The 25900-nt window shown below is 41.2% G+C and carries 27 protein-coding genes and 1 other annotated feature; of the genes, 20 read left to right on the forward strand and 7 right to left on the reverse strand.

Annotation, left to right across the window (positions count from 1 at the left end; all coding sequences use genetic code 11):
* Nucleotides 1-24: 24 nt before the first annotated feature.
* Together ACEE44_RS06865 and ACEE44_RS06870 are read right to left on the reverse strand one after the other, a co-directional pair.
* On the reverse strand, nucleotides 25-1647 hold the full coding sequence (locus ACEE44_RS06865) for an ABC-F family ATP-binding cassette domain-containing protein (protein ID WP_105124987.1): 1623 nt from the start codon (nucleotides 1645-1647) through the stop codon (nucleotides 25-27).
* 64 nt (nucleotides 1648-1711) lie between these two features.
* Entirely contained in the window at nucleotides 1712-2584 is an 873-nt protein-coding gene (locus tag ACEE44_RS06870) for a YitT family protein (protein ID WP_449171728.1), read from the reverse strand.
* 102 nt (nucleotides 2585-2686) lie between these two features.
* Nucleotides 2687-2890, forward strand: a binding site (T-box leader).
* A 51-nt stretch (nucleotides 2891-2941) separates the two neighbouring features.
* On the opposite strand from ACEE44_RS06870, the gene trpS reads away from it, so the two are divergent.
* Together trpS and guaB are read left to right on the forward strand one after the other, a co-directional pair.
* Nucleotides 2942-3967, forward strand: coding sequence for a tryptophan--tRNA ligase (trpS, locus tag ACEE44_RS06875; RefSeq protein ID WP_449171729.1), 1026 nt, complete (start codon nucleotides 2942-2944; stop codon nucleotides 3965-3967).
* A 228-nt stretch (nucleotides 3968-4195) separates the two neighbouring features.
* On the forward strand, nucleotides 4196-5677 hold the full coding sequence (gene guaB, locus ACEE44_RS06880; protein WP_172050557.1) for an IMP dehydrogenase: 1482 nt from the start codon (nucleotides 4196-4198) through the stop codon (nucleotides 5675-5677).
* Between the two features lie 155 nt (nucleotides 5678-5832).
* Here the strand turns inward: guaB and recF are convergent, their stop codons facing one another.
* Together recF and yaaA are read right to left on the reverse strand one after the other, a co-directional pair.
* Nucleotides 5833-6927 carry a DNA replication/repair protein RecF gene (recF, locus tag ACEE44_RS06885; RefSeq protein WP_449171730.1) on the reverse strand — a complete coding sequence of 365 codons (1095 nt, stop codon included), beginning with the start codon at nucleotides 6925-6927 and terminating at the stop codon, nucleotides 5833-5835.
* Nucleotides 6928-6929: 2 nt separating this feature from the next.
* A complete protein-coding gene (gene yaaA, locus ACEE44_RS06890) occupies nucleotides 6930-7313 on the reverse strand; it encodes a S4 domain-containing protein YaaA (protein ID WP_449171731.1) in 384 nt (127 codons plus the stop codon).
* A gap of 76 nt (nucleotides 7314-7389) precedes the next feature.
* On the opposite strand from yaaA, the gene yfmF reads away from it, so the two are divergent.
* The 12 genes from yfmF to ACEE44_RS06950 all read left to right on the forward strand — a co-directional run bounded on the left by yfmF (nucleotide 7390) and on the right by ACEE44_RS06950 (nucleotide 18489).
* Entirely contained in the window at nucleotides 7390-8643 is a 1254-nt protein-coding gene (yfmF, locus tag ACEE44_RS06895; RefSeq protein ID WP_449171732.1) for an EF-P 5-aminopentanol modification-associated protein YfmF, read from the forward strand.
* Nucleotides 8640-9923, forward strand: coding sequence for an EF-P 5-aminopentanol modification-associated protein YfmH (gene yfmH / locus ACEE44_RS06900; protein WP_449171733.1), 1284 nt, complete (start codon nucleotides 8640-8642; stop codon nucleotides 9921-9923). Before yfmF ends, yfmH begins: the two co-directional genes overlap by 4 nt.
* A gap of 82 nt (nucleotides 9924-10005) precedes the next feature.
* Nucleotides 10006-10842 carry a helix-turn-helix domain-containing protein gene (locus ACEE44_RS06905; protein WP_449171734.1) on the forward strand — a complete coding sequence of 279 codons (837 nt, stop codon included), beginning with the start codon at nucleotides 10006-10008 and terminating at the stop codon, nucleotides 10840-10842.
* A 12-nt stretch (nucleotides 10843-10854) separates the two neighbouring features.
* Nucleotides 10855-11394 (forward strand): CDP-diacylglycerol--glycerol-3-phosphate 3-phosphatidyltransferase, encoded by a 540-nt coding sequence (gene pgsA / locus ACEE44_RS06910; RefSeq protein ID WP_248044253.1) that lies wholly within the window; start codon nucleotides 10855-10857, stop codon nucleotides 11392-11394.
* Nucleotides 11394-12230, forward strand: coding sequence for an energy-coupling factor ABC transporter ATP-binding protein (locus ACEE44_RS06915; protein WP_449171735.1), 837 nt, complete (start codon nucleotides 11394-11396; stop codon nucleotides 12228-12230). The genes pgsA and ACEE44_RS06915 overlap by 1 nt, the downstream gene beginning before the upstream one ends.
* Nucleotides 12206-13048 carry an energy-coupling factor transporter ATPase gene (locus tag ACEE44_RS06920; protein ID WP_449171736.1) on the forward strand — a complete coding sequence of 281 codons (843 nt, stop codon included), beginning with the start codon at nucleotides 12206-12208 and terminating at the stop codon, nucleotides 13046-13048. Before ACEE44_RS06915 ends, ACEE44_RS06920 begins: the two co-directional genes overlap by 25 nt.
* Nucleotides 13041-13838 (forward strand): energy-coupling factor transporter transmembrane component T family protein, encoded by a 798-nt coding sequence (locus ACEE44_RS06925; protein WP_449171737.1) that lies wholly within the window; start codon nucleotides 13041-13043, stop codon nucleotides 13836-13838. The genes ACEE44_RS06920 and ACEE44_RS06925 overlap by 8 nt, the downstream gene beginning before the upstream one ends.
* 107 nt (nucleotides 13839-13945) lie before the next feature.
* The gene (locus ACEE44_RS06930) at nucleotides 13946-14707 is read left to right on the forward strand and encodes an aggregation-promoting factor C-terminal-like domain-containing protein (protein WP_449171738.1); all 762 of its coding nucleotides are present in this window, start codon (nucleotides 13946-13948) and stop codon (nucleotides 14705-14707) included.
* Nucleotides 14708-14996: 289 nt separating this feature from the next.
* Nucleotides 14997-15569, forward strand: a complete 573-nt coding sequence (gene apf / locus ACEE44_RS06935; RefSeq protein WP_449171739.1) for an aggregation-promoting factor — start codon at nucleotides 14997-14999, stop codon at nucleotides 15567-15569.
* A 114-nt stretch (nucleotides 15570-15683) separates the two neighbouring features.
* A complete protein-coding gene (locus ACEE44_RS06940) occupies nucleotides 15684-17066 on the forward strand; it encodes an ATP-binding protein (protein WP_449171740.1) in 1383 nt (460 codons plus the stop codon).
* Entirely contained in the window at nucleotides 17063-17731 is a 669-nt protein-coding gene (locus ACEE44_RS06945) for a response regulator transcription factor (RefSeq protein WP_105144120.1), read from the forward strand. The genes ACEE44_RS06940 and ACEE44_RS06945 overlap by 4 nt, the downstream gene beginning before the upstream one ends.
* Nucleotides 17732-17844: 113 nt before the next feature.
* Entirely contained in the window at nucleotides 17845-18489 is a 645-nt protein-coding gene (locus tag ACEE44_RS06950; RefSeq protein ID WP_105144119.1) for a hypothetical protein, read from the forward strand.
* Nucleotides 18490-18682: 193 nt separating this feature from the next.
* Here ACEE44_RS06950 and sdaAA read toward each other — a convergent pair whose 3' ends face one another.
* The gene (gene sdaAA / locus ACEE44_RS06955) at nucleotides 18683-19555 is read right to left on the reverse strand and encodes an L-serine ammonia-lyase, iron-sulfur-dependent, subunit alpha (protein WP_449171741.1); all 873 of its coding nucleotides are present in this window, start codon (nucleotides 19553-19555) and stop codon (nucleotides 18683-18685) included.
* A gap of 12 nt (nucleotides 19556-19567) precedes the next feature.
* On the reverse strand, nucleotides 19568-20239 hold the full coding sequence (gene sdaAB, locus ACEE44_RS06960; RefSeq protein ID WP_044689967.1) for an L-serine ammonia-lyase, iron-sulfur-dependent subunit beta: 672 nt from the start codon (nucleotides 20237-20239) through the stop codon (nucleotides 19568-19570).
* Between the two features lie 217 nt (nucleotides 20240-20456).
* Here sdaAB and mnmA point away from each other — a divergent pair, with 217 nt between their 5' ends.
* A complete protein-coding gene (mnmA, locus tag ACEE44_RS06965; RefSeq protein ID WP_105111320.1) occupies nucleotides 20457-21581 on the forward strand; it encodes a tRNA 2-thiouridine(34) synthase MnmA in 1125 nt (374 codons plus the stop codon).
* 42 nt (nucleotides 21582-21623) lie between these two features.
* Here the strand turns inward: mnmA and ACEE44_RS06970 are convergent, their stop codons facing one another.
* Nucleotides 21624-22013, reverse strand: coding sequence for a nuclear transport factor 2 family protein (locus ACEE44_RS06970; protein ID WP_002941856.1), 390 nt, complete (start codon nucleotides 22011-22013; stop codon nucleotides 21624-21626).
* Nucleotides 22014-22138: 125 nt separating this feature from the next.
* Here ACEE44_RS06970 and ACEE44_RS06975 point away from each other — a divergent pair, with 125 nt between their 5' ends.
* The 5 genes from ACEE44_RS06975 to mnmG all read left to right on the forward strand — a co-directional run bounded on the left by ACEE44_RS06975 (nucleotide 22139) and on the right by mnmG (nucleotide 25877).
* On the forward strand, nucleotides 22139-22465 hold the full coding sequence (locus ACEE44_RS06975) for a winged helix-turn-helix transcriptional regulator (protein ID WP_449171742.1): 327 nt from the start codon (nucleotides 22139-22141) through the stop codon (nucleotides 22463-22465).
* 141 nt (nucleotides 22466-22606) lie between these two features.
* Nucleotides 22607-23065: an NUDIX hydrolase gene (locus ACEE44_RS06980; RefSeq protein WP_449171743.1), complete on the forward strand. Its 459-nt coding sequence runs from the start codon at nucleotides 22607-22609 to the stop codon at nucleotides 23063-23065.
* 16 nt (nucleotides 23066-23081) lie between these two features.
* Nucleotides 23082-23525 carry an NUDIX hydrolase gene (locus tag ACEE44_RS06985; protein ID WP_449171744.1) on the forward strand — a complete coding sequence of 148 codons (444 nt, stop codon included), beginning with the start codon at nucleotides 23082-23084 and terminating at the stop codon, nucleotides 23523-23525.
* Nucleotides 23503-23964: an NUDIX hydrolase gene (locus ACEE44_RS06990; protein WP_449171745.1), complete on the forward strand. Its 462-nt coding sequence runs from the start codon at nucleotides 23503-23505 to the stop codon at nucleotides 23962-23964. The genes ACEE44_RS06985 and ACEE44_RS06990 overlap by 23 nt, the downstream gene beginning before the upstream one ends.
* Nucleotides 23961-25877 carry a tRNA uridine-5-carboxymethylaminomethyl(34) synthesis enzyme MnmG gene (gene mnmG, locus ACEE44_RS06995; RefSeq protein ID WP_449171746.1) on the forward strand — a complete coding sequence of 639 codons (1917 nt, stop codon included), beginning with the start codon at nucleotides 23961-23963 and terminating at the stop codon, nucleotides 25875-25877. The genes ACEE44_RS06990 and mnmG overlap by 4 nt, the downstream gene beginning before the upstream one ends.
* Nucleotides 25878-25900 lie beyond the last annotated feature (23 nt).

The raw sequence follows: 25900 nt of genomic DNA on the forward strand, positions 1-25900 counted from the left end.
AAAGGCGAGTAAATCGCCTTTTTATTATGCTTTCCAAAGCTCTTGTACTTTTGCTTGTACTTCAGCATTTTCTAGGAATTCATCATAGGTTTCGTCAATGCGGTCAATCACGCCATTTTTAGAGATAACAATGATGTGGTTTGCTAAAGTTTGAATAAATTCATGGTCATGGCTAGCAAAGATAATGGACTCTTTGAAGGCTTTCAAACCATCGTTTAGACTGGAAATAGATTCCAAGTCCAAGTGGTTGGTTGGATCATCCAATACCAAAACATTTGATTTGAGAAGCATAAGTTTTGATAGCATCACGCGCACCTTTTCGCCCCCTGACAAGACGTTGACAGGTTTGTTTACTTCATCGCCTGAGAAGAGCATACGACCCAAGAAACCACGCAAGAAGGTATTATCATCTTCTTCCTTGCTAGCAAATTGACGGAGCCAGTCTAGGATGGATTCGTTGGTGTCAAAATCACGGCTGTTGTCTTTTGGTAGGTAAGATTGACTGGTAGTGACACCCCACTTGACAGTACCTTCATACTCGATATCACCCATCAAGGCACGAATCAGAGCAGTTGTTTGGATGTCGTTTTGACCAATGAGGGCCGTCTTATCACCTGGACGTAGGATAAAGCTGATATTATCCAAAATGGTTTCACCGTCGATGACAACTTTTAAGTTCTCAACTGTCAAGAGGTCGTTACCAATTTCACGTTCAGATTTGAAGTTGATAAATGGGTATTTACGGCTAGAAGGGATAATTTCTTCTAACTCAATTTTATCCAACATCTTTTTACGAGAGGTTGCTTGTTTGGACTTAGAGGCATTGGCAGAGAAGCGGGCAACGAATTCTTGTAATTCCTTGATTTTTTCTTCTGCCTTGGCATTGCGGTCTGCTTGCAAACGAGCAGCCAATTCACTGGATTGTTTCCAGAAGTCGTAGTTACCAACGAAAATCTTGATTTTACCGAAGTCAAGGTCGGCCATGTGGGTACATACTTTGTTGAGGAAGTGGCGGTCGTGGGATACAACGATCACTGTATTTTCAAAGTCAATCAGGAAATCTTCCAACCAGTTGATGGACTGAATATCCAAACCGTTGGTCGGCTCGTCCAAGAGAAGCACATCAGGTTTACCAAAGAGGGCCTTGGCCAAGAGAACCTTAACCTTTTCACCGTTGGTCAATTCACTCATGTTTTGGTAGTGGAGGTCTTCTGAGATGTTGAGGTTTTGGAGCAATTGTGAAGCTTCACTTTCTGCTTCCCAACCACCAAGTTCAGCAAATTCACCTTCTAATTCAGCAGCACGGACACCATCTTCATCAGAAAAATCTTCTTTCATGTAGATGGCATCTTTTTCTTTCATGATGCTGTAAAGTTGCTCATTTCCCATGATAACGACGTCAATCACGCGCTCATCTTCGTAGTCGAAATGGTTTTGACGAAGAACAGATAAACGCTCGTCTGGTCCAAGGGAGATATGGCCTGTTGAAGGCTCAATGTCACCTGCAAGGATTTTCAAGAATGTAGATTTACCAGCACCGTTGGCACCAATTAAACCGTAGGTGTTTCCAGCTGTAAATTTAATATTGACATCATCAAATAATTTGCGGTCGCTAAAGCGAAGCGACACATCAGATACTGTAAGCATAGTTTCTCCTCTGTTTCTGTCTATTAGTTTAATTGTACTAGAAAGAACTTGAATTTTCAATGAATTACATTGGAATTAAAATATCTTCATCGTATTGTTGATGGTCTTTTTGTAAGCTAAAGCCACGACCACGAACTTGACTGGCAGGCATAACAACCATAAAAGCAGCTTCATCGATTTCCAGTATAGCTGTTTCCAATTTTTGCATCTCTGGAATAGAGATGGTGGTCATCAACATACGCTTGTCAACACCTGTAAATCCCCCGATAACAGGAAACTCTGTTACACCACGATCTGCCACCTTTGTGATGTAGTCTTTGATTTGGCTAGATTTATGGGAAATAATCATGACATTTCGAGATGATTGGGTACCGGACATCATGCGGTTGACAATGTAAGTAATAGTCATGAGGGCAATAATCGAATGCATGACAGTATCTGGATCAAAAGCGATGAAACCAAGTCCAACGATAATGCCATCGATAATAGCCATTGTTACTCCTAGTGATAGGGGAGTGTATTTATGAATCAATTGAATAAGGATACCTGTACCACCGGTAGATGAGTTTCCAAGAAAGACAAGTCCAAGCCCAAAACCAAGGATAATCCCACCAAAAATAGCAGCAAGTAAAGGATTATCTGTCAAGTTTGGTAAACCAGCTGTCAACTTGATGCAAAATGGATAAATTAAGGAGCCGTAAACGGTTTTGACAAAGACAGATTTCCCTAGAAAAATCCAACAAATAATGAGTAAGGGAATATTGCAATAGAGGACAAAATCGGCAGGGTTCCAGCCGAACAGGGCATTGAGAGCGATGGCAAGTCCTCCTACTCCCCCAGAAACGATATTATTTTCTAAAAATAGACTGTTAAAACCGATAGCCATAACGATGGAACCAAGGGTCACATAAGCAAAATCTTTAATCCGTTCTTTCATTATTTCTCCTTCTTTGATTTTATAGAATGCAATTTATATTATCCCTAAAATCTAGCTTATCGTCAAGGATTGGAAGTATTGACTTTCTAATTTTTAAGAGGTATAATGGTATTTAATCAGAAGAGTAGGTAATCCTCCATTTTTAGAGAGCTTGTGGTCGCTGCAAACAGGTAATGGTGATTGGTGAATGGACTGATTTTGTAATGAATTCGAACCAATAAGGATTCGGCTAGCAGGCCTTATGTGCATAAAGATGGGAGTATGTTCTCCTAAGTAAGGTGGTACCGTGTCCTTGACGCCCTTGCACAGTTTCTGTGCGGGGCTTTTTTTATGAAAATTATCAGATGAGGTGAAGGAATGACCAAACCAATTATATTGACGGGAGACCGTCCAACAGGCAAATTACATATTGGACATTATGTTGGTTCGTTGAAAAATCGTGTTTTATTACAGGATGCAGGTCAACATGAACTTTTTGTCTTTTTAGCTGACCAACAAGCGTTGACAGATCATGCTAAAGAGCCACAAAAGATTATCGAGTCAGTTGGAAACGTAGCACTAGATTATCTAGCGGCAGGACTTGATCCAGCTAAGACAACTATTTTCATCCAAAGTCAGATTCCTGAACTAGCAGAGCTGACCATGTACTACATGAACTTGGTATCTGTTGCACGTCTAGAACGCAATCCGACTGTAAAAACCGAGATTGCTCAGAAGGGATTTGGCGAAGGGATTCCAGCTGGTTTCTTGGTCTATCCTGTGTCTCAAGCAGCTGACATCACAGCCTTCAAGGCAAACTTTGTTCCAGTAGGAAATGACCAGAAACCGATGATTGAACAGACCCGTGAAATCGTTCGTAGTTTTAACCATGCTTATCAGACGGATATTTTGGTAGAGCCGGAAGGCATCTATCCTGAAAATGAAGCAGCAGGTCGCTTACCAGGTTTGGACGGCAATGCCAAGATGTCTAAGTCACTTGGAAATGGGATTTACTTGGCAGATGACATGGATACACTTAAAAAGAAAGTTATGTCTATGTACACAGATCCTAACCACATTCGTGTAGAAGACCCAGGTAAGATTGAAGGAAATATGGTTTTCCACTATCTTGATGTTTTCGGACGTGAAGAAGATAAAGCTGAGATTGAGGCTATGAAGGAGCATTACCAGCGTGGTGGCTTGGGGGATGTGAAAACCAAACGCTATCTTCTTGATATATTAGAACGTGAACTGGGACCAATCCGTGAGCGCCGTCTGGAGTTTGCACAAGATATGGGTCAAGTGTATGCTATGTTGGAAGAAGGAAGTCGCAAGGCTCGTCAGGTCGCAGCAACCACTCTCGATCAAGTCAAGGATGCCATGGGAATTAACTACTTTAAATAAGGTTAACGATGAAAGAGCAATGTTTAAGAAACGTTGCTTTTTTCATTTGTTTTATAATGAAGCAAAAAACAAACGTTCGATTTTCTAAAAGAAAGTAGGAATGAATTTTCTGAATTTTTATTATTACTTATTTTAAAGCGAATAATATTTGACAAATGATTTCAAAATGTTATCATAAATAAAATAATTATAGCGATAGCTAGTAACAAAAAAGAAAAGAGGAAGAAAATGTCAAACTGGGACACTAAATTTTTGAAAAAAGGCTTTACCTTTGATGATGTATTACTTATTCCGGCTGAAAGTCATGTATTGCCACATGATATTGATTTAAAAACACAATTAGCACCTAACTTGACTTTAAATCTTCCGATTATTTCTGCGGCTATGGATACCGTAACGGATAGCAAAATGGCCATTGCTATGGCGCGTGCAGGTGGTTTGGGAGTTATCCATAAGAATATGTCTATTGCAGAGCAGGCTGAAGAAGTTCGTAAGGTAAAACGTTCTGAAAATGGTGTCATTATTGATCCATTCTTCTTAACTCCAGAGCATACCATCGCTGAAGCTGAAAAGTTGATGGGCACTTATCGCATTTCAGGTGTGCCGATTGTAGAAACGATGGAAAACCGTAAGTTAGTTGGGATTATCACCAACCGCGATATGCGCTTTATCTCAGATTACTCACAACCAATTTCTACCAATATGACCAGTGACGGCTTGGTAACAGCGCCAGTTGGAACAGATTTAGCGACTGCTGAAGCTATTCTTCACAAACATCGTATTGAAAAATTGCCACTGATCGATGAAAATGGTCGTTTGTCAGGTTTGATTACTATCAAGGATATTGAAAAAGTGATTGAGTTCCCAAATGCTGCCAAGGACGAATTTGGTCGTCTTTTGGTTGCAGGTGCTGTGGGCGTTACTTCTGATACCTTTGAACGTGCTGAAGCTCTCTTTGAAGCAGGTGCAGATGCGATTGTCATCGATACAGCTCATGGTCACTCAGCAGGTGTTCTTCGTAAGATTAAAGAAATCCGTGACCACTTCCCAACTCGTACCTTGATTGCAGGTAACATTGCTACAGCTGAAGGCGCTCGTGCCCTTTATGAAGCAGGGGTTGATGTCGTTAAAGTTGGTATTGGACCAGGCTCAATCTGTACAACTCGCGTTATCGCAGGTGTCGGCGTACCGCAAGTGACAGCTATTTACGATGCGGCAGGCGTTGCTCGTGAATATGGTAAAACCATCATTGCTGATGGTGGTATCAAGTATTCAGGTGACATTGTCAAGGCTCTTGCAGCTGGTGGTCATGCTGTCATGCTTGGCTCTATGTTCGCTGGAACGGATGAGGCACCCGGTGAAACAGAAATCTTCCAAGGTCGTAAGTTCAAGACCTATCGTGGTATGGGCTCTATTGCAGCCATGAAACAAGGTTCAAAAGACCGTTATTTCCAAGCATCTGTCAATGAAGCTAACAAGTTGGTTCCAGAAGGAATTGAGGGTCGTGTAGCCTATAAAGGTTCTGTTGCAGATATGATTTTCCAAATGGTTGGTGGACTTCGCTCAGGTATGGGCTATGTTGGCGCTGGTAACTTGACTGAACTACATGAAAATGCGCAATTCATCGAAATGTCAGGTGCTGGTTTGAAAGAAAGCCATCCACACGATGTTCAAATTACAAATGAAGCTCCAAACTATTCAGTACAATAAGAATAAGACCCTGATTGACAGGGTCTTTACTATTTTGTAAACCTAGTTGACAAAGTTGTAATTTTTTTAGTTCTATGTGAAGAGTTGCAACTACAATTGGAGCTAGGAAAAGCTAGTTTACGAAGTAATAAAAAAGTAACTGAATATAAAATCAGTTACTTGCTTTCAACGATAGTGCCAGACTGGATATGAAAGATTTTTAAACTATCTGGTAGCTTGTGTAAATGGTCCAAAGATGTTGTAGTGATAAAGGTTTGAATAGTATCCGTAATAGTTTCTAGTAGTTTGATTTGTCGATTGTTATCTAGCTCACTCATAACATCGTCTAAAAGTAGAATTGGGTATTCTCTAGTGATTTCCTTCATCAGTTCAATTTCAGCTAGTTTGAGTGACAGAACGAGACTACGATGTTGTCCCTGGCTACCATAGTGGGCATTCATACCATTTATAAAGAAAGCTACATCATCTCGGTGTGGGCCAACTCCTGTATTTTTCTTAAACAAATCACGTTTACGAGACTTTTCTAGTTCTGTCAAGAATATGTCAACCAAGTTGTCAGTATTTGTAAAGTTTATAGAGGATTGATATTCGATGGTTAATTCTTCTTTTTGATTGGAGATTTCCTGTACTTTTTTGTTTCCAAATCCCTCTAGTTTTTTTAGGAAATCAAGCCTATGCTGAATAACTCGACTGCCATATTCAGCAAGCTGTTGATCAAGTACTGATAGAAAAGTTTCATCAACCTTATCAGAGGATTTTAGGTAGGCATTGCGTTGCTTGAGAGTGTGATTGTAGTTAGTCAAGTCAGCAAGATAGAGTGGCTTGATTTGCCCGAGCTCGACATCGATGAACTTTCTTCTCAAAGCAGGCGCACCTTTTATCAGCTGTAAATCTTCAGGGGCGAAGAGAACAACATTCATGTGGCCGATATAGTTGGAAAGCTTGGCTTGTTTGAGATGGTTGACCTTGGTCACTCGCCCCTTGTCTGTCAAGTGAATGTCAAGGGGAACTTTACCGCTTGTGCGATGGAGTAAACCAGATATGGACAATTCCTTTTCTTGAAATTGTAGTAAATCCTTGTCTGTTCGGGTACGGTGGCTGCGTGTCAAGGCTAAAAAATAGATTGATTCCAAAATATTGGTTTTACCTTGGGCGTTCTCACCCAAAAAGACATTAAGCCCCTTGTTGAACTCAATATCTTGTTGCCTGTAATTGCGAAAGTGCCGTAATGCTAATGTTTCAAGCCACATTCTTACATACCAGGGAAGCGAATAGGCTTCTTATCGTCTTTTTTATTTGTTTGCTTGGAAGCGGTCACCTGCTTCTTATTTTTTTTATTCTCTTGATTTAACTTTTTAACGATAGCCGCTACGCGTTCTTTTTCTACTTGATCTTCTTGGTGCTGCTTTATTTCTTCTGGACTAGGTGCAACGATTGTGATGCTGGTGTTGTGGTCTGGGAGTGTGATAATATCACCGATACGGATTTTTTTTCCGCGTCTTTTTTCATCCTCTCCATTGAAAAGAATGGTATTTTCTTCTAAGAAACCTTTAATGGCCCCACCTGAGTGGAGAATACCAGTTGTTTTCAATAATGCTTGTAATGTAATGTAGTCATCAAATAATTTAAATTCCATAAGTCACCTCGTTACAGAATATTATATCACAGAAAAATGATATAATGGAAGGTACAATGTTTGAAAGAGGAAGAAGATGAAATTACAAGAAGGAATTGATTTGCATTTTATTGAAACAGATCAGTTTACTACAAATAGAATAAAAGTGCGTTTTGCAGCCGAGATGAGTGAGGCAACTGTAGCAGGTCGTGTGTTGGTTGCTAATATTCTGGAAATGGGCAACCAAGATTATCCAACGGCTCAGGCGATGCGTAGGCGGTTGGCAGAGCTATACGGAGCACATTTCTCAACGTCTGTTGCTAAACGTGGCCGTGTACATCTAGTTGATTTGACCATTTCTTATGTCAATCCACGTTATTTGCCTAATAATGAAGATATTACCCTAGCAATTCTTGATTTTTTATATGCCTGCCTATTTCGTCCTCTCAAGCAAGGTCAGGGGTTTGATCAGAAAATCTTTGAAGTGGAGAAAAAGAATTTAATCAATTTTCTTGAGTCGGAGGTAGAAGATAATTTCTACCATGCTGATGTCGAATTGAATAGGTTATTTTATCAAGATAAGGCCTTGCAAATTCCGCGGGTTAGTCGTCTAGACTTAGTTGAGCAAGAAACAGCAGAATCGGTATTTAAAATCTATCGGAATATGTTGCGGGTAGATAAGATTGACATCTTTGTCATTGGAACTGTAGATCAGGACTTGGTTCGAGAAAAATTGGAAACCTTCAAATTTACCTATCGGAATCCTAAGTTGGAATTAGAGTATCAGCAGGAGTATTCAAAGGTTACTCGCGAGAAGGTCGAACGCAAACAGGCAAGACAATCCATTTTAGAATTGGCTTATCATTTACAAGTCCTTTACAATGATGTAAACTACCCTGCTTTAGTTGTTTTTAATGGATTACTAGGAGCCTTTTCACATTCTAAATTATTTGTAAATATCCGTGAAAAGGAGAGCTTGGCCTATACAATCGGAAGTCAGGTGTCTATTTTTTCTGGAATGATGAAGGTTTACGCAGGCATCAATCGTGGGGATCGTTTGAAAGTGATGAAGCTAATTAGTAAGCAGTTGCTTGATCTGAAACGTGGGAAATTTACAGTAGATGAATTAGAGTTGACAAAGAACATGCTTATTCATTCAGCAACCCTAGCTCAAGATAGACAGAATAACTTGATAGAACAGACTTATAACCAGATTAGTATGGGTGAACGTAATTTAACATGGTTAGAATGGATAGAAGCTGTAAAGTCGGTGTCAATTGAGGATGTTGTTCGAGTGGGCAATATGATAAATTTACAGGCTGTTTACTTTATGGAGGGAACAGAAGAATGAAACTAATCGATAAAAAGTATCCTTATATGAAAGAACCTGTCTATCAGGCAAAACTTGACAACGGGTTGACAGTCATTCTTTTGCCTAAGACCGATTTCCACGAAACTTATGGAGTGATAACGACAAATTTTGGAGCTTTACACACCCATATTCTTTTTGAAGATGGTAAGTCTAATAGCTATCCTGCTGGTATCGCGCATTTTTTAGAGCATAAGTTGTTTGAAACGGAAGATGAAGAAGATGTCATGAATGAGTTTGCGAAATTTGGTGCAAGTGCGAATGCCTATACCAGTTTTAGACAGACCAGTTATCTATTTTCTACTACTCAAGAGGTTTTACCAGCACTATCTTTGTTACAATCATTTGTTCGTCAACCTTATTTTACAGATGAAAACGTGGCACGAGAACAAGGAATCATTGAGCAAGAGATCGAAATGTATCAAGATGATGTCGATTATCGATTGTTTACAGGAATTTTAGGGTCACTATACCCTCAAACTCCATTGGCTCATGATATAGCAGGGACAGTTGAATCTATAAGGCAGATTAAAGCAGATGATTTGTATGAGAATTTTGATTTGTTTTATCACCCGTCGAACATGAATTTGTTCGTCATTGGTAACTTTGATTTGGATCAGGTATGGCAGCAGATTTCAAGTTATCAGGCAGCTCAACTTGATGAAAAACTGCCTAGGTTTGATATAAAGGCAATTGAAAAACTGCCTATTCTTCAGCACCGTATGGAAGAGTTTGAAGTATCTACTCCAAAATTAGCAGTTGGTTTACGGGGAAATGATGTATTTGAACCTGCTGAAATGCAGCAGTATCGTCTGTGCTTACAGCTTTTGTTTGCCATGTTGTTTGGTTGGACTTCCAAACGCTATCAGGATTTGTATGAATTAGGGAAAATTGATTCCTCATTTCAGTTTCAGTTAGAAGTTACTCCAGACTATCATTATTTGGTTATTTCTGGTGATACGCAGGAGCCTATTACCTTGTCTAGTATGTTGATGAGGGCTGTTCGCAATTTTGAGCGAGATGAAGATGTAAATGAAAATCACTTACAATTATTAAAGAATGAAATGTATGGTGATTTTATCCGTAGTTTGAATTCTTTGGAATTTACAGCTAGTCACTTTGTGGCTCAGTATTCGGATGTTGAAAATGTATTTGATTTGCCACAATTGGTGGAAGAAATAAATTTAGAGGATATTAGGGAGGCAGGCCGTCGTTTTATTGGTCAGTGTGACATGACTGATTTTACGATTATTCCCAAATAAAAGGACCTAACTCATCGAAATTTCCTTAGATTTTTGTTAGAATAGAGTATTGTATATTAGTGAATAGAGGGGAGAGTTAGTAGTGCGACAAAAGAGTATTGGTGAGGTACTTAGAGCAGCGCGTGAGTCACGAGGTTGGACCTTTGTTGATTTGCAGAGAATGACGAAAATCCATGCAAGGTATTTGCAAGCATTGGAGTACAATGATTTTGATTCTATTTCTGAAGATGAGGATGTTGATTACGTCTTAGCGGTTTATGCAGATGCCTTAGAATTGGATGCGGATGTTCTGTTAGAAGCCTACGATAGCAATAGTTTGATAAAGTATCGTGAAGAAGGCGAGGAGGAAATCTTAGCGGCAGAATTGAAAAGAAGCTATCGGGTAAAAAAGAAAGATCATAAATCCTTTCTTCCCTTGATTTATCTCTTGCTTGCTTCAGCTTTCATCATTATTTTTGTGACCTATATAGCATATAGCCGTATGCAAGATCAAGTGTTGCCTACTTCGGAAACTTCCTACTCTGTTGTTGGGCAAACTGCTACAAGTACGTCTTCTGAAACAAGCACACCAGAGCAGTCCACAACTTCGTCAAGTAGCATGTCTGCTAAAAATATTAGCATTTCAGGTAGTGGAGATTACATTGTAGCGACTGTTACAGAAACTGTTTATCCAGTAGAAGTTACCCTTTCGGTTAAAGATGCTACTAGCTGGATTAGTTTATCCGGGACAGAATTGGCAGAGGGAGTGGTACTTTCTCCTGAAAATCCGACGGTTACGACTAGCCTGCCAGAAGGCACCAGCGAAGCCTATCTTGTTTTAGGTGTAGTGAAAGGGGTAGATATTACTATCGCCGGTCAACAATTGGATACGAAAGCATTAACGAGTGATACAGGTTCTATTGGACTAGTATTTGAATAAAAAGGAAACACAATGAAAAAAGAAAATATTCCCAACGCTTTGACAGTCGGACGGATTTTGATTATCCCAATCTTTATCCTTTTTCTTACTGTCTGGCAGTCAGCTATTAGCCATATTTTAGCGGCAGTCATTTTTGCCCTAGCAAGTATTACGGATTATCTGGATGGTTATTTGGCTCGTAAGTGGCAGGTAGTGACAAACTTTGGTAAGTTTGCAGATCCGATGGCTGATAAGATTTTGGTTATGTCTGCCTTCATTATGTTGGTGGAACTTGGTTTTGCTCCAGCATGGGTGGTAGCCATTATTATCTGTCGTGAATTGGCAGTGACGGGTCTTCGTTTGCTCTTGGTTGAAAATGGTGGAACCGTTTTGGCAGCAGCTATGCCAGGTAAAATTAAGACATTCTCACAGATGTTTGCGGTGATTTTTCTGCTCTTGCATTGGAGTTTGTTGGGTCAGATTACGCTTTATATTGCACTTTTCTTTACCCTTTATTCAGGTTATGACTATTTCAAGGGTGCATCTTTCTTATTCAAAGATACGTTTAAGTGATGACAAATATTATTGAAGTAAAAAATCTTAAGTATAAATATAGTCAAGATGATGAGGATTATACCTTAAACGATGTTTCGTTTCACGTGAAACAGGGTGAATGGTTGTCCATCATCGGTCATAATGGTTCAGGGAAATCAACAACTGTTCGTTTGATTGATGGATTATTGGAAGCTGAGTCTGGAGATATTATCATTGATGGTGATGTTCTAACAGTTGATAATGTCTGGGATAAGCGACGTTTGATCGGTATGGTATTTCAAAATCCAGATAACCAATTTGTAGGCGCTACAGTTGAAGATGATGTTGCATTTGGTTTAGAGAATCAGGGAATCCCTTTGGAGGAGATGCGTAGTCGAGTTGACGAAGCTTTGGAATTAGTTGGAATGACTGATTTCAAAACACGTGAGCCTGCTCGTTTATCTGGTGGTCAGAAGCAGAGGGTGGCGATTGCTGGAGTGGTTGCCTTGCGCCCTAAAATTATCATTTTGGATGAGGCTACATCCATGCTGGATCCAGAAGGTCGTCTTGACTTGATTAAAATTGTTCAGGAGATTAAGGCTCGGCATGGGATGACGGTTATCTCTATCACGCATGATTTAGATGAGGTGGCTTTAAGTGATCGTGTTATTGTGATGAAACGAGGTCAGGTTGAGTCAGTCAGCACTCCGACGGAGCTTTTTATGCGGGAGGATTTAGCAGACTTGGATTTAGATAGACCTTTCACGACAGAACTGGCTACATCTTTGCGCCAGACTGGACTTGATTTACCGCTCCGCTATTTTACAGAGGAAGAATTAGAGGAAACTTTATGGGAATTGATCTCCAAGAAGTAAGCTATACCTATCAAGCTGGCACTCCTTTTGAGGGGCGTGCGCTTTTTGGTGTGGATTTGGAGATTGTTGATGGCTCTTACACGGCCCTTATTGGGCATACGGGTTCGGGTAAATCAACGATTTTACAACTCTTGAATGGATTAAATGTACCAACAGAAGGAAGAGTAGTCATTGATGATGTTGTGATTACAGCGACGTCTGAAAATAAGGATATTAAGCAAGTCAGGAAGAAAGTTGGGCTGGTGTTCCAATTTCCTGAAAGTCAAGTGTTTGATGAAACGGTCTTAAAAGACGTTGCTTTTGGTCCACAAAATTTTGGAGTTTCTCAGGAAGAGGCTGAAACGATTGCGCGTGAAAAGTTGGCCTTGGTTGGAATTGATGAAAGCTTGTTTGAGCGTAGTCCTTTTGAACTATCTGGTGGTCAAATGCGTCGGGTAGCTATTGCTGGGATTCTGGCAATGGAACCAAGTATCTTAGTTTTGGATGAACCAACGGCTGGATTGGATCCTGCGGGTCGTCAGGAATTGATGGATATTTTCAAAAAGCTTCATGAATCAGGCATGACAATCGTTTTGGTCACTCATTTGATGGATGATGTGGCTAATTACGCTGATTTTGTTTATATTATGGAGAAAGGAAAGTTGGTTGGTTCTGGTAAACCAACAGATATTTTTCAAGAGGTTGATTTTTTGGAGAGTATTCAACTGGGTGTTCCTAAGATTACCAAGTTTGCAGCGAATTTGGAGAGAAGAGGTTTTGTATTTGAACGTCTTCCGATTACTATCGAAGAATTTACAGGGATGGTGACGCATGGATAAATTGATTTTGGGTCGCTATATTCCAGGTAATTCCATTCTTCATCGCTTGGATCCGAGAAGTAAACTCTTAGCCATGTTTGGCTTTCTCTTAATGATTTTCTGGGCCAATAATCTGGTAACAAATGCGTTATTGATTGGTTTTGTATTGGGCTTGGTTGTTTTATCACGTATCCGTTTGTCTTTCTTTATCAATGGTTTAAAACCAATGATTGGGATTATTCTCTTTACAACCTTTTTCCAGGTTTTCTTTACACCCGGGGCGACAATTCTGTGGGAGTTTTGGATTTTTAAAGTATCGTTAGAGAGTTTACAACAGGCAGGTATTATTTTTGTTCGCTTTGTTTTGATTATTTTCTTTTCAACCCTACTGACCTTGACGACAACACCGCTCAGTTTAGCAGATGGTATTGAATCAGGTCTGGCACCTTTGAAACGCTTTAAGGTTCCTGTACATGAGATAGGCTTGATGTTGTCTATGAGCTTGCGTTTTGTGCCTACTTTGATGGATGATACTACTCGTATTATGAATGCGCAAAGGGCGCGTGGAGTGGACTTTAATGAAGGCAATCTTATTCAGAAGGTAAAATCCCTTATTCCAATTTTAATTCCGTTATTTGCATCCAGCTTTAAAAGGGCTGATGCTCTGGCAACGGCAATGGAAGCGCGTGGCTATCAAGGTGGAGATGGGAGAACTAAGTATCGTGTTTTAGCGTGGAAGAAGGCGGATAGCTTAGCCATTCTGATTATGGTTGCCTTGGCAGGAACTCTATATTTATTTAAAAAGTCTTAAAATAGTAAGCGTTTTACCAAATTGTAATATTTTTTTAAATAAAAAGTAATACAATGGTAGTAAGATAGGAATAGTTATGATAACTAGATAGAGGATAGTTCTTTTTGATGAAAAAGAGTTTTATAAGTAAGTTTATCAAAGGTATAGCAGGGGTTATTGTTATTTCAGTTCTTGTTTTATGTGGTCTGATGTTGACAGGTAACTATTCTTATACCAAGCTTGTAAGAGCGGTGTCAAATGCGCCCTATAATGTGGTCAATGCTATAAGTAAGATTGGTAGTGGATCTAGGTCTACAACAGAATACGTTGCTGTCAGTCCTAGTTTCGAGTTGGGATATGATAAGATACTAACAAGAGATGCAAGCTATCAACCTCTACGGGTTGAAGTGCCAACTATTAGGTCTGGAGAACCACAGGTAATTGAAGTATCAGAGGTTCACGAAACGACCTCAGTAGAGGGAGTAACAGAAGTTGAGCAAGTAGATGTTGGGCTGACAGAAGACATTCATCAGGATAGTCATGTAGAAGATGTTGCAGTTGAAATTGGGACTGAAGCAGTGACAGCTAGCACAGAGATAGCACAAGCACATGTACAAGCGGATAGTCAACCAGCCCAGCTAGTTACTGTTTCAACTGGTGCAGCAGTTGACGATGCAACTGCTAAAGAATGGATTGCTCAAAAAGAATCAGGTGGTAGCTATACAGTTACTAATGGTATTTACATTGGACGTTACCAATTAAGCAACGCCTACTTGAATGGTGATCATTCACCAGAAAACCAAGAGCGTGTAGCAGATGCCTATGTACTGCAACGCTATGGTTCATGGTCAGCAGCCTATCAGTTTTGGTTGGCAAATGGTTGGTATTGATAGGAATGAGATGTCTAGGTTTAGCCTAGGCATTCATTTGTTTTCTCACTTCCGTGCCCATGATAAAGAAGGTCCACTGTGACCTTTTTATTTACAGCTACTGTCAAAAAGATAGGGATTTCTGTAAAGTATGTTGTAAATGATGTTGATAAAAAGGGTCCCAAAATCCCGAAAATAGACCTTTTATAGTGTAAACACAATGTCATTGTAATATTTGTAATAGATTTACAAAGTGAGAGTAATAGTCAGAGGGTATGATAGATACATAAGAGAAAGGAATGTGACTATTATGAATATTACATTGAAGAAAAACTTGAAAACAACAATCGCTGGCTTGGTAGCAGGGGCAACCTTATTGACAGCTGGTGTAGTTAGTGCGGAAACCTATACTGTACAATCTGGTGATACCTTATCAGCAATCGCTTCAAAATACAATACAAGTGTAGAGAAATTGGCAGAACAAAATAAAATCTCCAATCCAAATCTAATCCATGTTGGACAGGCTATTGAAGTTGGTGAAACAGCTTCTACTGCTACAGAAGAAAAACCAGCGGAGCAAGCTCCAGCAGCTGAAACAGTTACAACAACAAGTGAAGCGACAACCACTACCACGAGTTCATATACTTCAAACTTGAGTGCAGAAGACGCAGCAGCAAAGGAATGGATTGCTATGAAGGAATCAAGCGGTAGCTATGATGCGCAAAATGGTATTTATATCGGTCGTTATCAGTTGACTAATACATACTTGAACGGTGATTATTCACCAGAAAACCAAGAGCGTGTGGCTGATGCCTATGTAGCAGAGCGCTACGGTTCATGGTCAGCAGCCAAAGCCTTCTGGTTGGCAAACGGCTGGTATTAAGAACGTAATAAAAAGTCTAGTTTTACTAGGCTTTTTTGGTTGATGGTTTTCCATGCTTTACAAATGCAACGATTTTGCTTATAATGTGGAAAAATTGACTAGAAGAGAAGAAGAATGAATTTACAGAAACGAATATTTCGCTTGAATATGATGATGCTGGTCCTGTCATTGATAGCCATGCTGGGCGTCAGTGTCTATGTGGTGAATAGTATTTATCGTAGCCAGGGCACTTGGCAAACAACCAGTCAGAAGACAGCAGCAAGTCAACAAAGTCTAGAGAAGTTTACGGGCACAGATTTTGCAAGTTTAGCAGATGCTTTATCCTTGAATGGAGCTCAACTGTATGTAGAAAGTAATGGGGAGATTTTATTTTCAAATCTTACTGATGATGCAGATGAGTTGTCAGAAGTGACCGTTTCATCTACGACCCATACCTCCTATGTTGATGGTGAAGTTGTCATTAGTCGAAAGATTGCAGCAAACGGTCAAATATATTATTTGTATGCCATGTTAGAAGATTTGGAGGAGCAACAGGAAAGCCAAGATTTTCAAGCCTTTCTATTGCAATTTTTCTTGGTTGGTGGGGCAGGTATTGTCATCATAGTGGTGCTTAATTTCTTCTTCACTCGTCGTCTTCTAGGTGTGGTCATGCGACCTTTGGATGAATTGCATAGCGGCGTAGAACGTATTCAGCAGGGAGATTATACAGTGCCTTTGACTTATCAGGGGGATAAGGAATTTGAGGAATTGACCCAAGGGTTCAATCAGATGCAGACTTCTTTGTTGGATGCCCATGAGCAAAATCGACTGTATGAGCAAAAACGAACCCAGATGGTCGCAGATATTTCACATGATTTGCGGACACCCTTGACTTCAATCAAAGGCTATGCCAAGGGGATTTTGGATGGCATTGCTAATACGGAAGAAAAACGCAATCAGTATCTAACGGTTATTTACCAAAAATCTCAGGTGATGGAGAAATTACTGGAAAAATTATTTGCCTTTTCACAATTACAAACAGATAAAATGCCGTTTGATAATGTAAAGCTTGATTTGGCAGTCTTTTTGCAGGCCTATGTTAGAGAGAAATCAGCCGAATTGGCAGATGAGGCTATTCTGTTCCAGTTGGATGTAGCTGAAAACTTGCCGGTTGAGATTGACCCTACCCAATTCCGCCGTATTTTAGATAATCTAGTTGATAATGCTCGAAAATACGCAGATGTTAGTCCATTGAAACTAGCTATTGCAGGTTCTGTCCAAGAGCAAGAAATCATCTGGACCTTTACAGATAATGGAAAAGGGACTGCAACTGATAAGCTGAACTTGATTTTTGAAGAATTTTACAGGGAAGATGACACTCGCCAGCAGGTAGAAGGGCATGGTTTAGGTCTAGCCATTGTAAAAAATATTATCGAACGCTTGGGAGGTCGAGTGTTTGTTGAGGCAACTCCAGGACTTCGATTTATCTTTAGCCTACCTAGAAAGGATATAAAATGACACGGATTTTAATTGCGGAAGATGATGTAGAAATCGCTTATTTGGAAAGAGATTATCTGGAAATGCAGGGCTACCAAGTAGACTTGGTCCATGATGGTGGACTTGTTGAGGAACAATTGAACAAAGAAGATTACGCTCTTCTCATCTTAGACGTCATGCTTCCAAATAAAACTGGCTATGATTTATGTCGTGATTTACGGGATAAGGTGGATTTTCCTATCTTGATGGTCACTTCCAAGCAGGAAACCATGGATGTGGTGAGAGGCTTGGGCTTGGGTGCGGATGATTATATCAGTAAGCCTTTTGATCCTATGGAACTGGTGGCGCGTGTTAAAGCACATTTGGCTCGTTATCAAAGATTGACAAAGGATGATAGTAGTAATGAACTGACTGTCGGCAATGTGACCATATTCTTGGACAATTGGAAGGTAACCTTGGATGGTCAGGAAATAAAACTACCCAATCGTGAATTTGAACTGCTTGTTTACCTAGCAAAACACCCCAATCGTGTTTTCTCTAAGGATCATCTGTTTGAAACCATTTGGGGTTATGATTATGTAGGAGATAGTGCGACAGTGGCCGTCCACATTAATCGTCTGCGAGATAAACTGGGAGCCGATTTAATTGAAACAGTTTGGGGAGCAGGTTATCGACTTAACGCTTAATTTAAAAGTGTTTAAGATTTGTTTATAAAGTTTCCCTAAAGTGTTCAAGATTATCCTCTATAATAGACTTATCAGCAGGAGCTGAGAAATAGAATTAATCAGAGGAATACAAAATGGAAAACAAACATCAACAACAAGAAATTATTGAAGTGACAGAAAATAAAAAAACAGGTGCATGGGAATCTGTGAAAAATAAGGTTGCAGGCATGAGCAAGAAATCGATTATCTTATTATCAGTTGGTGCCTTGGCACTTACTACGATTGGCTTTGTCGCGGCAGAGGTGTATGAAAACAAACTTGAGGCTTTGGAAAACCAAATTGAGCAACAGGTTGGAATAGTTGATTATGATGACGATAACCAGCAAGTAGTAGCAACCGCAAGCTCATCATCTACAGTAAGTTCATCAACAGCTACTACAAACGCTGTGACAGCTGTAACAAATGCAGCTTCAGCTAGTCAACTTGCATCAAGTTACGGTGTAAAGTTGGTTGACACTTCTGAATTAGATGGCACTTATACAGCAACATCTGGCAATGACACCTACACATTGACTGTAAAAGGAAATCAAGCTACATTGACAGAATTTGACAATGATGGGGACCAGGATATTGAACAAGTGATTTTTGACTTAGATAAAAAACTTGCCTATATTGACGGGGAAGCAGATACATATGCTCTAAATGGTACTACTCTAACCTTGACAGAAATTGATGCCAATGATACAACTCTAGATAAACTCACTTTCACCAAACAATAAGAAAAGGGAGCGGGAAAGAACTCGACTGGTCAAAAAAAGAGTTCGTCTTCCCGCCCCCGCACAGTTGATTAGGTCAGATTTGGAGTGTAAAACACGAACAAATCTGCCAATCAACCACTGCGCTGAGATGTTGACACGAACCCTGAGAAGCGAGGTTGAGCTTTTGCCCAGCCTCTTTTCGTTTACAACCTTGTCAATTTTCGCCGAAGATTTCTTGGGCCAGTCGGCGACCAGTTGGTGTGGCAGCCAGGCCTCCTTCGGCAGTTTCACGGAAGGCAGTTGGTAGGGCAGAACCTACTTGGTACATGGCATTGATAACTTCATCTACAGGAATTTTTGATTCAATTCCTGCCAGTGCCATATCTGCAGCCACCATGGCATAGCTTGCTCCCATGGCGTTTCGTTTGACACATGGGACTTCTACCAGACCTGCAACGGGATCACAGATGAGGCCTAACATATTTTTGATGACAAAGCAAATGGCTTGGCTGGCTTGGTAGGGACTTCCTCCAGCAGCAAGGGTTAATGCCGCTGCGGACATAGCAGAGGCAGAGCCGACTTCTGCCTGACAGCCTCCTTCTGCTCCAGAGATGGAGGCATTGTTGGCAATGACTAGACCGAAGGCCCCAGCTGTAAAGAGGAAGTCAAGTTGTTGCTCTTCTGTCAAGTTTAACTTGTCAATAGCAACACCAAGAACGGCAGGCAAGCAGCCAGCAGATCCAGCAGTTGGGGTGGCACAGACTAAGCCCATTTTGGCGTTCAACTCGTTGACAGCCATAGCATTTCTTGCTGCGGATAGGATAGAGGAATCAGCCAGTGTCTTGCCCTTTTTCATATAAGCATCTAACTTGGCAGCATCACCACCTGTCAAACCTGAGACTGATTTACTTTCTGTCAAGCCGTCAACAATCGACGCTTTCATGACTGTCAAGTTTCTTGACATGATTGTCAAGATTTCTTCGCGGCTACGTCCTGTCAATTCGATCTCGGTCGCAATCATGAGTTCGGCAACTTTGCCAGAAAACTGTTCGGCTTGCTGAACTAATTCTTCGATAGTATAAAACATGTCTTTCTCTTTCTAGTTGAAGAAGGTTACATTGTGCAAGTGTGGTATTTTTTCAATTTCTGCAATCGAATTTTCACACTGGCGGGCATCCACCTCGATAATCATAATGGCTTTTTCACCAGCTTGTTCACGTGTTACGTTCATTTGGGCAATATTGATATTGTATTTTGATAAGATGTCAGTTACCTTGGCTATCATACCTGGAACGTCTTGGTGAACGATGATAATTGTCGGAGTATTCATATTCAGGTTGACAGAAAAGCCGTTGAGCTCTGTTACTTGAATGTTTCCCCCGCCGATGGAAACGCCTGTGGCTGAGATGGATTTTTTATCGTTTTTTATGATGATTCTGGTGGTATTGGGATGTGGGGTATTGCTGTCCTTGTTGACACGCCAGTAAACCTTAATACCTCGTTCTCTTGCAATATCAAGAGAGTCAGGAATGCGTGGGTCGTCTGTATCCATGCCTAAAATACCTGCTACTAAGGCTACGTCAGTACCGTGACCACGATAGGTTTTGGCAAAGGAGTTGTACAGTTGGAATTCGACCTCGGTTGGCTCATCGCCAAAGATAGAGGATACAATTTTCCCTATTCGGACCGCCCCAGCCGTATGGCTAGAGGAAGGGCCAATCATAACAGGTCCGATAATATCAAAGACCGATTGAAATTTTAAGTTGCTCATAATTTGCCTCGTATTTTTTCTTACCCTTATTATACCAAATTTTCTAGTTAGGGAGTATGCCTAAATGAATGGGATTTCCCATGTCAAATTCCTGTCGATCTCACCTTTTGTGTGGTATAATACAAGTTGTTCAAAATCGACCTTCAAATCGTTTTTTGAAAAAATTTTGGAATACGACCTTCAAATCGTTATTTCTACGAAAAGATGGGAGAAGATGATGTCAATTGACAATTCGAAAACCCGTGTTGTTGTCGGTATGAGTGGCGGTGTGGATTCATCGGTTACGGCTCTCTTGCTCAAGGAGCAGGGCTACGATGTGATCGGCATCTTCATGAAAAACTGGGATGACACGGATGAAAATGGCTTCTGTACAGCAACAGAAGATTACAAGGATGTGGCTGCGGTGGCAGACCAGATCGGCATTCCTTACTACTCTGTCAACTTTGAAAAAGAGTATTGGGACCGCGTATTTGAGTACTTCCTAGCAGAGTATCGGGCAGGCCGCACACCCAATCCAGATGTTATGTGTAACAAGGAAATCAAGTTCAAGGCTTTCTTGGATTACGCTATGAACTTGGGTGCGGACTATGTGGCGACAGGGCATTACGCTCAGGTGTCACGCGACGAGGACGGCACTGTCCACATGCTACGTGGAGCAGACAATGGCAAGGACCAGACCTACTTCCTCAGCCAACTTTCACAGGAACAGCTACAGAAAACCATGTTTCCGCTCGGCCATTTACAAAAGCCTCAGGTGAGGGAAATAGCAGAGCGAGCAGGCTTAGCAACCGCTAAAAAGAAGGACTCGACAGGCATCTGCTTTATCGGTGAAAAGAACTTCAAAGAATTTTTGGGGCAGTATTTGCCAGCCCAGCCCGGTCGGATGATGACCGTTGACGGTCGTGACATGGGAGAGCATACTGGTCTTATGTACTATACGATCGGCCAGCGGGGCGGGCTTGGTATCGGAGGACAAATCGGAGGGGACAATGAGCCTTGGTTTGTTGTCGGAAAAGATCTGTCCAAAAATATCCTCTATGTCGGACAAGGCTTCTATCATGAGTCCTTGATGTCAACTTCTTTACAGGCTAGTCAAGTTCATTTTACACGTGATATGCCTGAAGAATTCACACTTGAGTGTACAGCTAAGTTCCGCTACCGTCAACCAGACAGTCAAGTAACTGTCAAGGTAAGAGGTGATAAGGCAGAAGTCATATTTGAAGAGCCACAACGGGCTATCACACCAGGACAAGCCGTTGTTTTCTATGACGGACAAGAATGTCTGGGCGGTGGCATGATCGACATGGCCTACAAGAACGGGGTGGCTTGTCAGTATATTTAATCAAAAATAAAAGCTTAGCACCCTCGTGCTGAGCTTTTTATCTTATCCCCAGAAAGCATCTTCGGCTTTTTGGTCGGCTGAGAAGAGCCAAACTTCCTTGATTTTGCCATCTTCCATACGGAAAAGATCGATGCCATTCATGTTTAGTTCTTCACCATCTGTTCGAGTACCGAGGAATGTTACGTTAGCGGCAACAAGAGTATCATTATCTGACACCCAGTTTGTCACTACTTTGAAAGTTCCATTTGTTTTTTCGGCGAAAGTTGCTAGATGTGCTCCGAGTACTTCTTTACCAATTTTAGCACCAGATGTTGAATGATTTCCGGGTTGATGCCAGATAATGTCATCTGCCATAGTTTCAAAAAGAGCTGCAAAATCACCAGCTATGAGAGCATTGTTATAAGCATTAAAAATTTCCAAGTTTGTTGACATTTGATGTCCTCCAATTTTTTTGATATAGTACAATTATAGTGGAAGTAATCAATTATACAAGTAGGTACTTTTGCATTTGTTGGTATCAAAAGTGATACTATTGTGATAAATAAAGGAGAATTTTTTTGAAAAAAGTTAGTGAAAATGGTATTTACCCTTTTGCAACAACACAAAAAGTCTTGACTGGTAAGTGGGGATTGGTGATTATCTACCAACTCAGTACAGGAACGAAACGCTTCAATGAATTACAGCGACTAATTCCAGGGATTACCCAAACCATGTTAACAAGGCACCTTAGACAATTGGAGGAGGATCGCATTATTAGTCGCACGGTCTATGCAGAAGTCCCACCTCGTGTAGAGTACAGCTTGACAGAAATTGGTGAAAAATTTCGTTCGGTGCTGGATGCTGTTGAGGCTTGGGGCTTAGAATATATTGAAACGTTAACGTAACACCAGATTTGAAATTCTACAAATCTTTTGATAGAATAAGAGTAACAATCATCATGATGGTCAAAGCTCATGGGAATTGTAGGCTTTTTTGTCCTGCAATTTTCGAGAGTTTTGGCTATTTTTTACTATTGGGGAGAGAAGATGGATTTCAGAACGAGACACGACAATCAAATCTTCGGTGTTCGTGCGACGGGCTTGGTGGTACAAGATCAAGATGAGAAGTTATATCTTGTTAAATCGCCTGAGGGGAAATATTACACCTTAGGTGGAGCTATTCAGCTTGGCGAAACAACCGAAGATGCTGTGCAACGGGAAATGAAAGAAGAAATCGGAATTGATGTGGAGGTTGGACCGCTGGCTTTTATCGTCGAAAATCAGTTCACCTTACAGGAGAAATCCTATCATCAGATTGAATTTCTCTATATAGTTACCCCACTGTCTAATCCAGCTCCCAATCTGGAAGAAGGAAATTCTATTCGCCAGTGTGAATGGGTTGCTTTTGCGGACTTAGAGAAACTGGATCTCAATCCAGCCTTTCTTAAGACCGAGTTAGCCAACTGGGACGGACAACTAAAGCATTTTATGAACAAAGACAACTAAAGTAGCGGAGGAAACCATGCCTGTTAAATTGATTGCCCATGTCTTGCTGACTGTTGCAGACAGCCATTTGATTATTCAGCGTTCGCAGACTAAGCGTGGCAAACCCAATGTTTTTCCTCAATATTGGGACATTCCAGGCGGTCGTGTCGAGGAGAATGAGTTCCCCCGTGATGCTGCAGTGAGAGAGTGTTTTGAGGAAACAGGTATTTCGATAGAAAAGGAAAATCTGACCATTATCCATGAAGATAGTCAGTTTGATAAAGAGAAGCAGACTGTATTTACGAGGCTGGTCTATGAAGTGAAGCTTCTTGAACAGCCCAAAACCATTCTTCTTGACCCAGAAGAACATACAGATTTTCTATGGTTAGCCCCTAGCGATAAAAATAAGAAAAACTTAGTTCCATATCTGGACGAAATTTTAGAAAAGAGAAGGATGAATGGATTTCAGAACCAGAGTTGACAACCAGATTTTCGGTGTTCGTGCCACTGCATTGATTATAAAAGATGGGAAAATTTTCCTGACAAAAGATTATAAGGGCCGTTATTATACCATTGGCGGTGCGGTTGAGGTCAATGAGGTAGCAGCAGATGCGGTTGTTCGAGAAGTCAAAGAAGAATTAGGGATTGACAGTTGTGTCAACCAACTAGCTTTTGTCGTTGAAAATCAGTTTACACACGAAGACAGAGATTTTCACAATATCGAGTTTCATTTTATCGTGGAGCCTATTGGAGAAGTGCCTGAGAAGATGATTGAAGGGGAGTTGAAGCAAATTTGTGAATGGATTGCACTTGACAACCTTGTCAATCTAGATGTCGTACCAGTTTTTCTGGCAGAGGAATTGCCAAACTGGAATGGACAAGTTAAACACATTATGAACATGAAGGAGAAAACAACATGACACACACATTTGCAGAAAATTATGATGTCATCGTGATCGGTGCGGGGCATGCGGGTGTAGAAGCAGGATTGGCAGCCAGTAGGATGGGCTGTAAGACCTTGCTTGCAACTATTAACTTGGATATGGTGGCCTTTATGCCTTGTAATCCCTCTATTGGCGGATCAGCCAAGGGGATTGTGGTAAGAGAAATCGATGCTCTGGGTGGCGAAATGGGCCGCAACATTGACAAGACCTATATCCAGATGAAAATGCTTAATATGGGTAAGGGGCCAGCTGTTCGCGCCTTGCGGGCTCAGGCAGATAAGGCAGAGTATGCAGCAGAGATGAAGCGGACGGTGGAGCGTCAGGAAAATCTGACCCTGCGTCAAACCATGATTGATGAGATTTTAGTGGAAGACGGCAAGGTTATCGGTGTCCGCACGGCTACCAACCAGAAATTTTCAGCCAAGGCAGTTGTGGTGACGACGGGTACAGCCTTGCGTGGTGAGATTATCATCGGTGACCTCAAGTATTCGTCAGGACCTAACAATAGCCTAGCTTCTATCACGCTGGCGGATAATCTGAAAGAATTGGGACTTGAAATCGGTCGGTTCAAGACAGGAACACCACCGCGTGTCAATGCTCGTACCATTAACTACGAAGAAACCGAGATTCAGCCAGGTGATGAAAAGCCAAACCATTTTTCATTCTTGTCCAAGGACGAGGATTATTTGCAGGATCAAATTCCTTGCTGGTTGACCTATACCAACGCGACCAGCCATGAGATTATCAACAGCAATCTTCACCGAGCACCTATGTTTTCAGGGATTGTCAAAGGGATTGGACCCCGTTATTGTCCGTCAATCGAGGACAAGATAGTCCGTTTTGCCGATAAGGAACGCCACCAGCTTTTCCTAGAGCCAGAAGGTCGCAACACCGATGAGATCTACGTTCAAGGGCTGTCAACCAGTCTGCCAGAAGATGTGCAGCAGGACTTGATTCACTCTATTAAAGGCTTGGAAAATGCCCAGATGATGCGGACAGGATATGCTATTGAGTACGATATGGTTATGCCTCACCAGTTGCGGGCGACGCTTGAAACCAAGAAGATTTCTGGGCTCTTTACAGCAGGTCAGACCAACGGAACATCAGGCTATGAAGAAGCAGCTGGTCAGGGAATTGTCGCTGGTATCAATGCAGCCCTCAAGGTTCAGGGCAAGCCTGAATTGATTTTGAAACGAAGCGACGGCTACATTGGTGTTATGATTGATGACCTGGTAACCAAGGGAACGGTGGAGCCTTACCGCCTCTTGACCAGTCGGGCAGAATATCGCTTGATTTTGCGTCATGACAATGCGGATATGCGTCTGACGGAAATCGGTCGTCAGGTCGGCTTGGTGGATGATGAGCGCTGGCAGGTTTTCCAAATCCATAAAAACCAGTTTGACAATGAAATGAAGCGCTTGGAGTCTATTAAACTCAAGCCAATCAAGGAAACCAATGAAAAGGTTGTTGCCATGGGATTCAAGCCTTTGACAGACGCTCTTACTGCCAAGGAATTCATGCGTCGTCCAGATGTGACTTACGCAGATGCGGTAGCCTTTATCGGTCCTGCGACAGAGGATTTGGATGCCAAGACCATTGAATTGATTGAAACAGAAGTCAAGTACGAAGGCTACATTGCCAAGGCCTTGGATCAGGTAGAGAAGATGAAACGCATGGAAGAAAAACGTATTCCAGCCGACATTGACTGGGATGATATTGACTCCATTGCGACCGAGGCTCGTCAGAAATTCAAGCTGATTTCACCAGAAACCATTGGCCAAGCTAGTCGGATTTCCGGTGTCAATCCAGCCGACATCTCCATTCTCATGGTCTACTTAGAAGGACGCAGTCGTTCCATTTCTAAAAATAAATCAAAGGACAGTCACTAAGGCTGTTCTTTTCTTCTGCATGC

Source organism: Streptococcus sp. 32226D021BW, from assembly GCF_053545015.1.

What these genes read in the sequence shown, in the direction of transcription:
- ACEE44_RS06930 (WP_449171738.1), top strand. Translation starts at nt 13,946, where the DNA reads ATGAAAAAGAGTTTTATAAGTAAGTTTATCAAAGGTATAGCAGGGGTT.
- yaaA (WP_449171731.1), bottom strand. Translation starts at nt 7,313, where the DNA reads ATGGAATTTAAATTATTTGATGACTACATTACATTACAAGCATTATTG.
- sdaAA (WP_449171741.1), bottom strand. Translation starts at nt 19,555, where the DNA reads ATGTTTTATACTATCGAAGAATTAGTTCAGCAAGCCGAACAGTTTTCT.
- guaB (WP_172050557.1), top strand. Translation starts at nt 4,196, where the DNA reads ATGTCAAACTGGGACACTAAATTTTTGAAAAAAGGCTTTACCTTTGAT.
- sdaAB (WP_044689967.1), bottom strand. Translation starts at nt 20,239, where the DNA reads ATGAGCAACTTAAAATTTCAATCGGTCTTTGATATTATCGGACCTGTT.
- ACEE44_RS06985 (WP_449171744.1), top strand. Translation starts at nt 23,082, where the DNA reads ATGCCTGTTAAATTGATTGCCCATGTCTTGCTGACTGTTGCAGACAGC.
- apf (WP_449171739.1), top strand. Translation starts at nt 14,997, where the DNA reads ATGAATATTACATTGAAGAAAAACTTGAAAACAACAATCGCTGGCTTG.
- pgsA (WP_248044253.1), top strand. Translation starts at nt 10,855, where the DNA reads ATGAAAAAAGAAAATATTCCCAACGCTTTGACAGTCGGACGGATTTTG.
- mnmA (WP_105111320.1), top strand. Translation starts at nt 20,457, where the DNA reads ATGTCAATTGACAATTCGAAAACCCGTGTTGTTGTCGGTATGAGTGGC.
- ACEE44_RS06915 (WP_449171735.1), top strand. Translation starts at nt 11,394, where the DNA reads ATGACAAATATTATTGAAGTAAAAAATCTTAAGTATAAATATAGTCAA.
- ACEE44_RS06990 (WP_449171745.1), top strand. Translation starts at nt 23,503, where the DNA reads ATGGATTTCAGAACCAGAGTTGACAACCAGATTTTCGGTGTTCGTGCC.
- trpS (WP_449171729.1), top strand. Translation starts at nt 2,942, where the DNA reads ATGACCAAACCAATTATATTGACGGGAGACCGTCCAACAGGCAAATTA.
- ACEE44_RS06920 (WP_449171736.1), top strand. Translation starts at nt 12,206, where the DNA reads ATGGGAATTGATCTCCAAGAAGTAAGCTATACCTATCAAGCTGGCACT.
- ACEE44_RS06950 (WP_105144119.1), top strand. Translation starts at nt 17,845, where the DNA reads ATGGAAAACAAACATCAACAACAAGAAATTATTGAAGTGACAGAAAAT.
- ACEE44_RS06925 (WP_449171737.1), top strand. Translation starts at nt 13,041, where the DNA reads ATGGATAAATTGATTTTGGGTCGCTATATTCCAGGTAATTCCATTCTT.
- yfmH (WP_449171733.1), top strand. Translation starts at nt 8,640, where the DNA reads ATGAAACTAATCGATAAAAAGTATCCTTATATGAAAGAACCTGTCTAT.
- yfmF (WP_449171732.1), top strand. Translation starts at nt 7,390, where the DNA reads ATGAAATTACAAGAAGGAATTGATTTGCATTTTATTGAAACAGATCAG.
- mnmG (WP_449171746.1), top strand. Translation starts at nt 23,961, where the DNA reads ATGACACACACATTTGCAGAAAATTATGATGTCATCGTGATCGGTGCG.
- ACEE44_RS06945 (WP_105144120.1), top strand. Translation starts at nt 17,063, where the DNA reads ATGACACGGATTTTAATTGCGGAAGATGATGTAGAAATCGCTTATTTG.
- ACEE44_RS06980 (WP_449171743.1), top strand. Translation starts at nt 22,607, where the DNA reads ATGGATTTCAGAACGAGACACGACAATCAAATCTTCGGTGTTCGTGCG.
- ACEE44_RS06970 (WP_002941856.1), bottom strand. Translation starts at nt 22,013, where the DNA reads ATGTCAACAAACTTGGAAATTTTTAATGCTTATAACAATGCTCTCATA.
- ACEE44_RS06870 (WP_449171728.1), bottom strand. Translation starts at nt 2,584, where the DNA reads ATGAAAGAACGGATTAAAGATTTTGCTTATGTGACCCTTGGTTCCATC.
- recF (WP_449171730.1), bottom strand. Translation starts at nt 6,927, where the DNA reads ATGTGGCTTGAAACATTAGCATTACGGCACTTTCGCAATTACAGGCAA.
- ACEE44_RS06940 (WP_449171740.1), top strand. Translation starts at nt 15,684, where the DNA reads ATGAATTTACAGAAACGAATATTTCGCTTGAATATGATGATGCTGGTC.
- ACEE44_RS06865 (WP_105124987.1), bottom strand. Translation starts at nt 1,647, where the DNA reads ATGCTTACAGTATCTGATGTGTCGCTTCGCTTTAGCGACCGCAAATTA.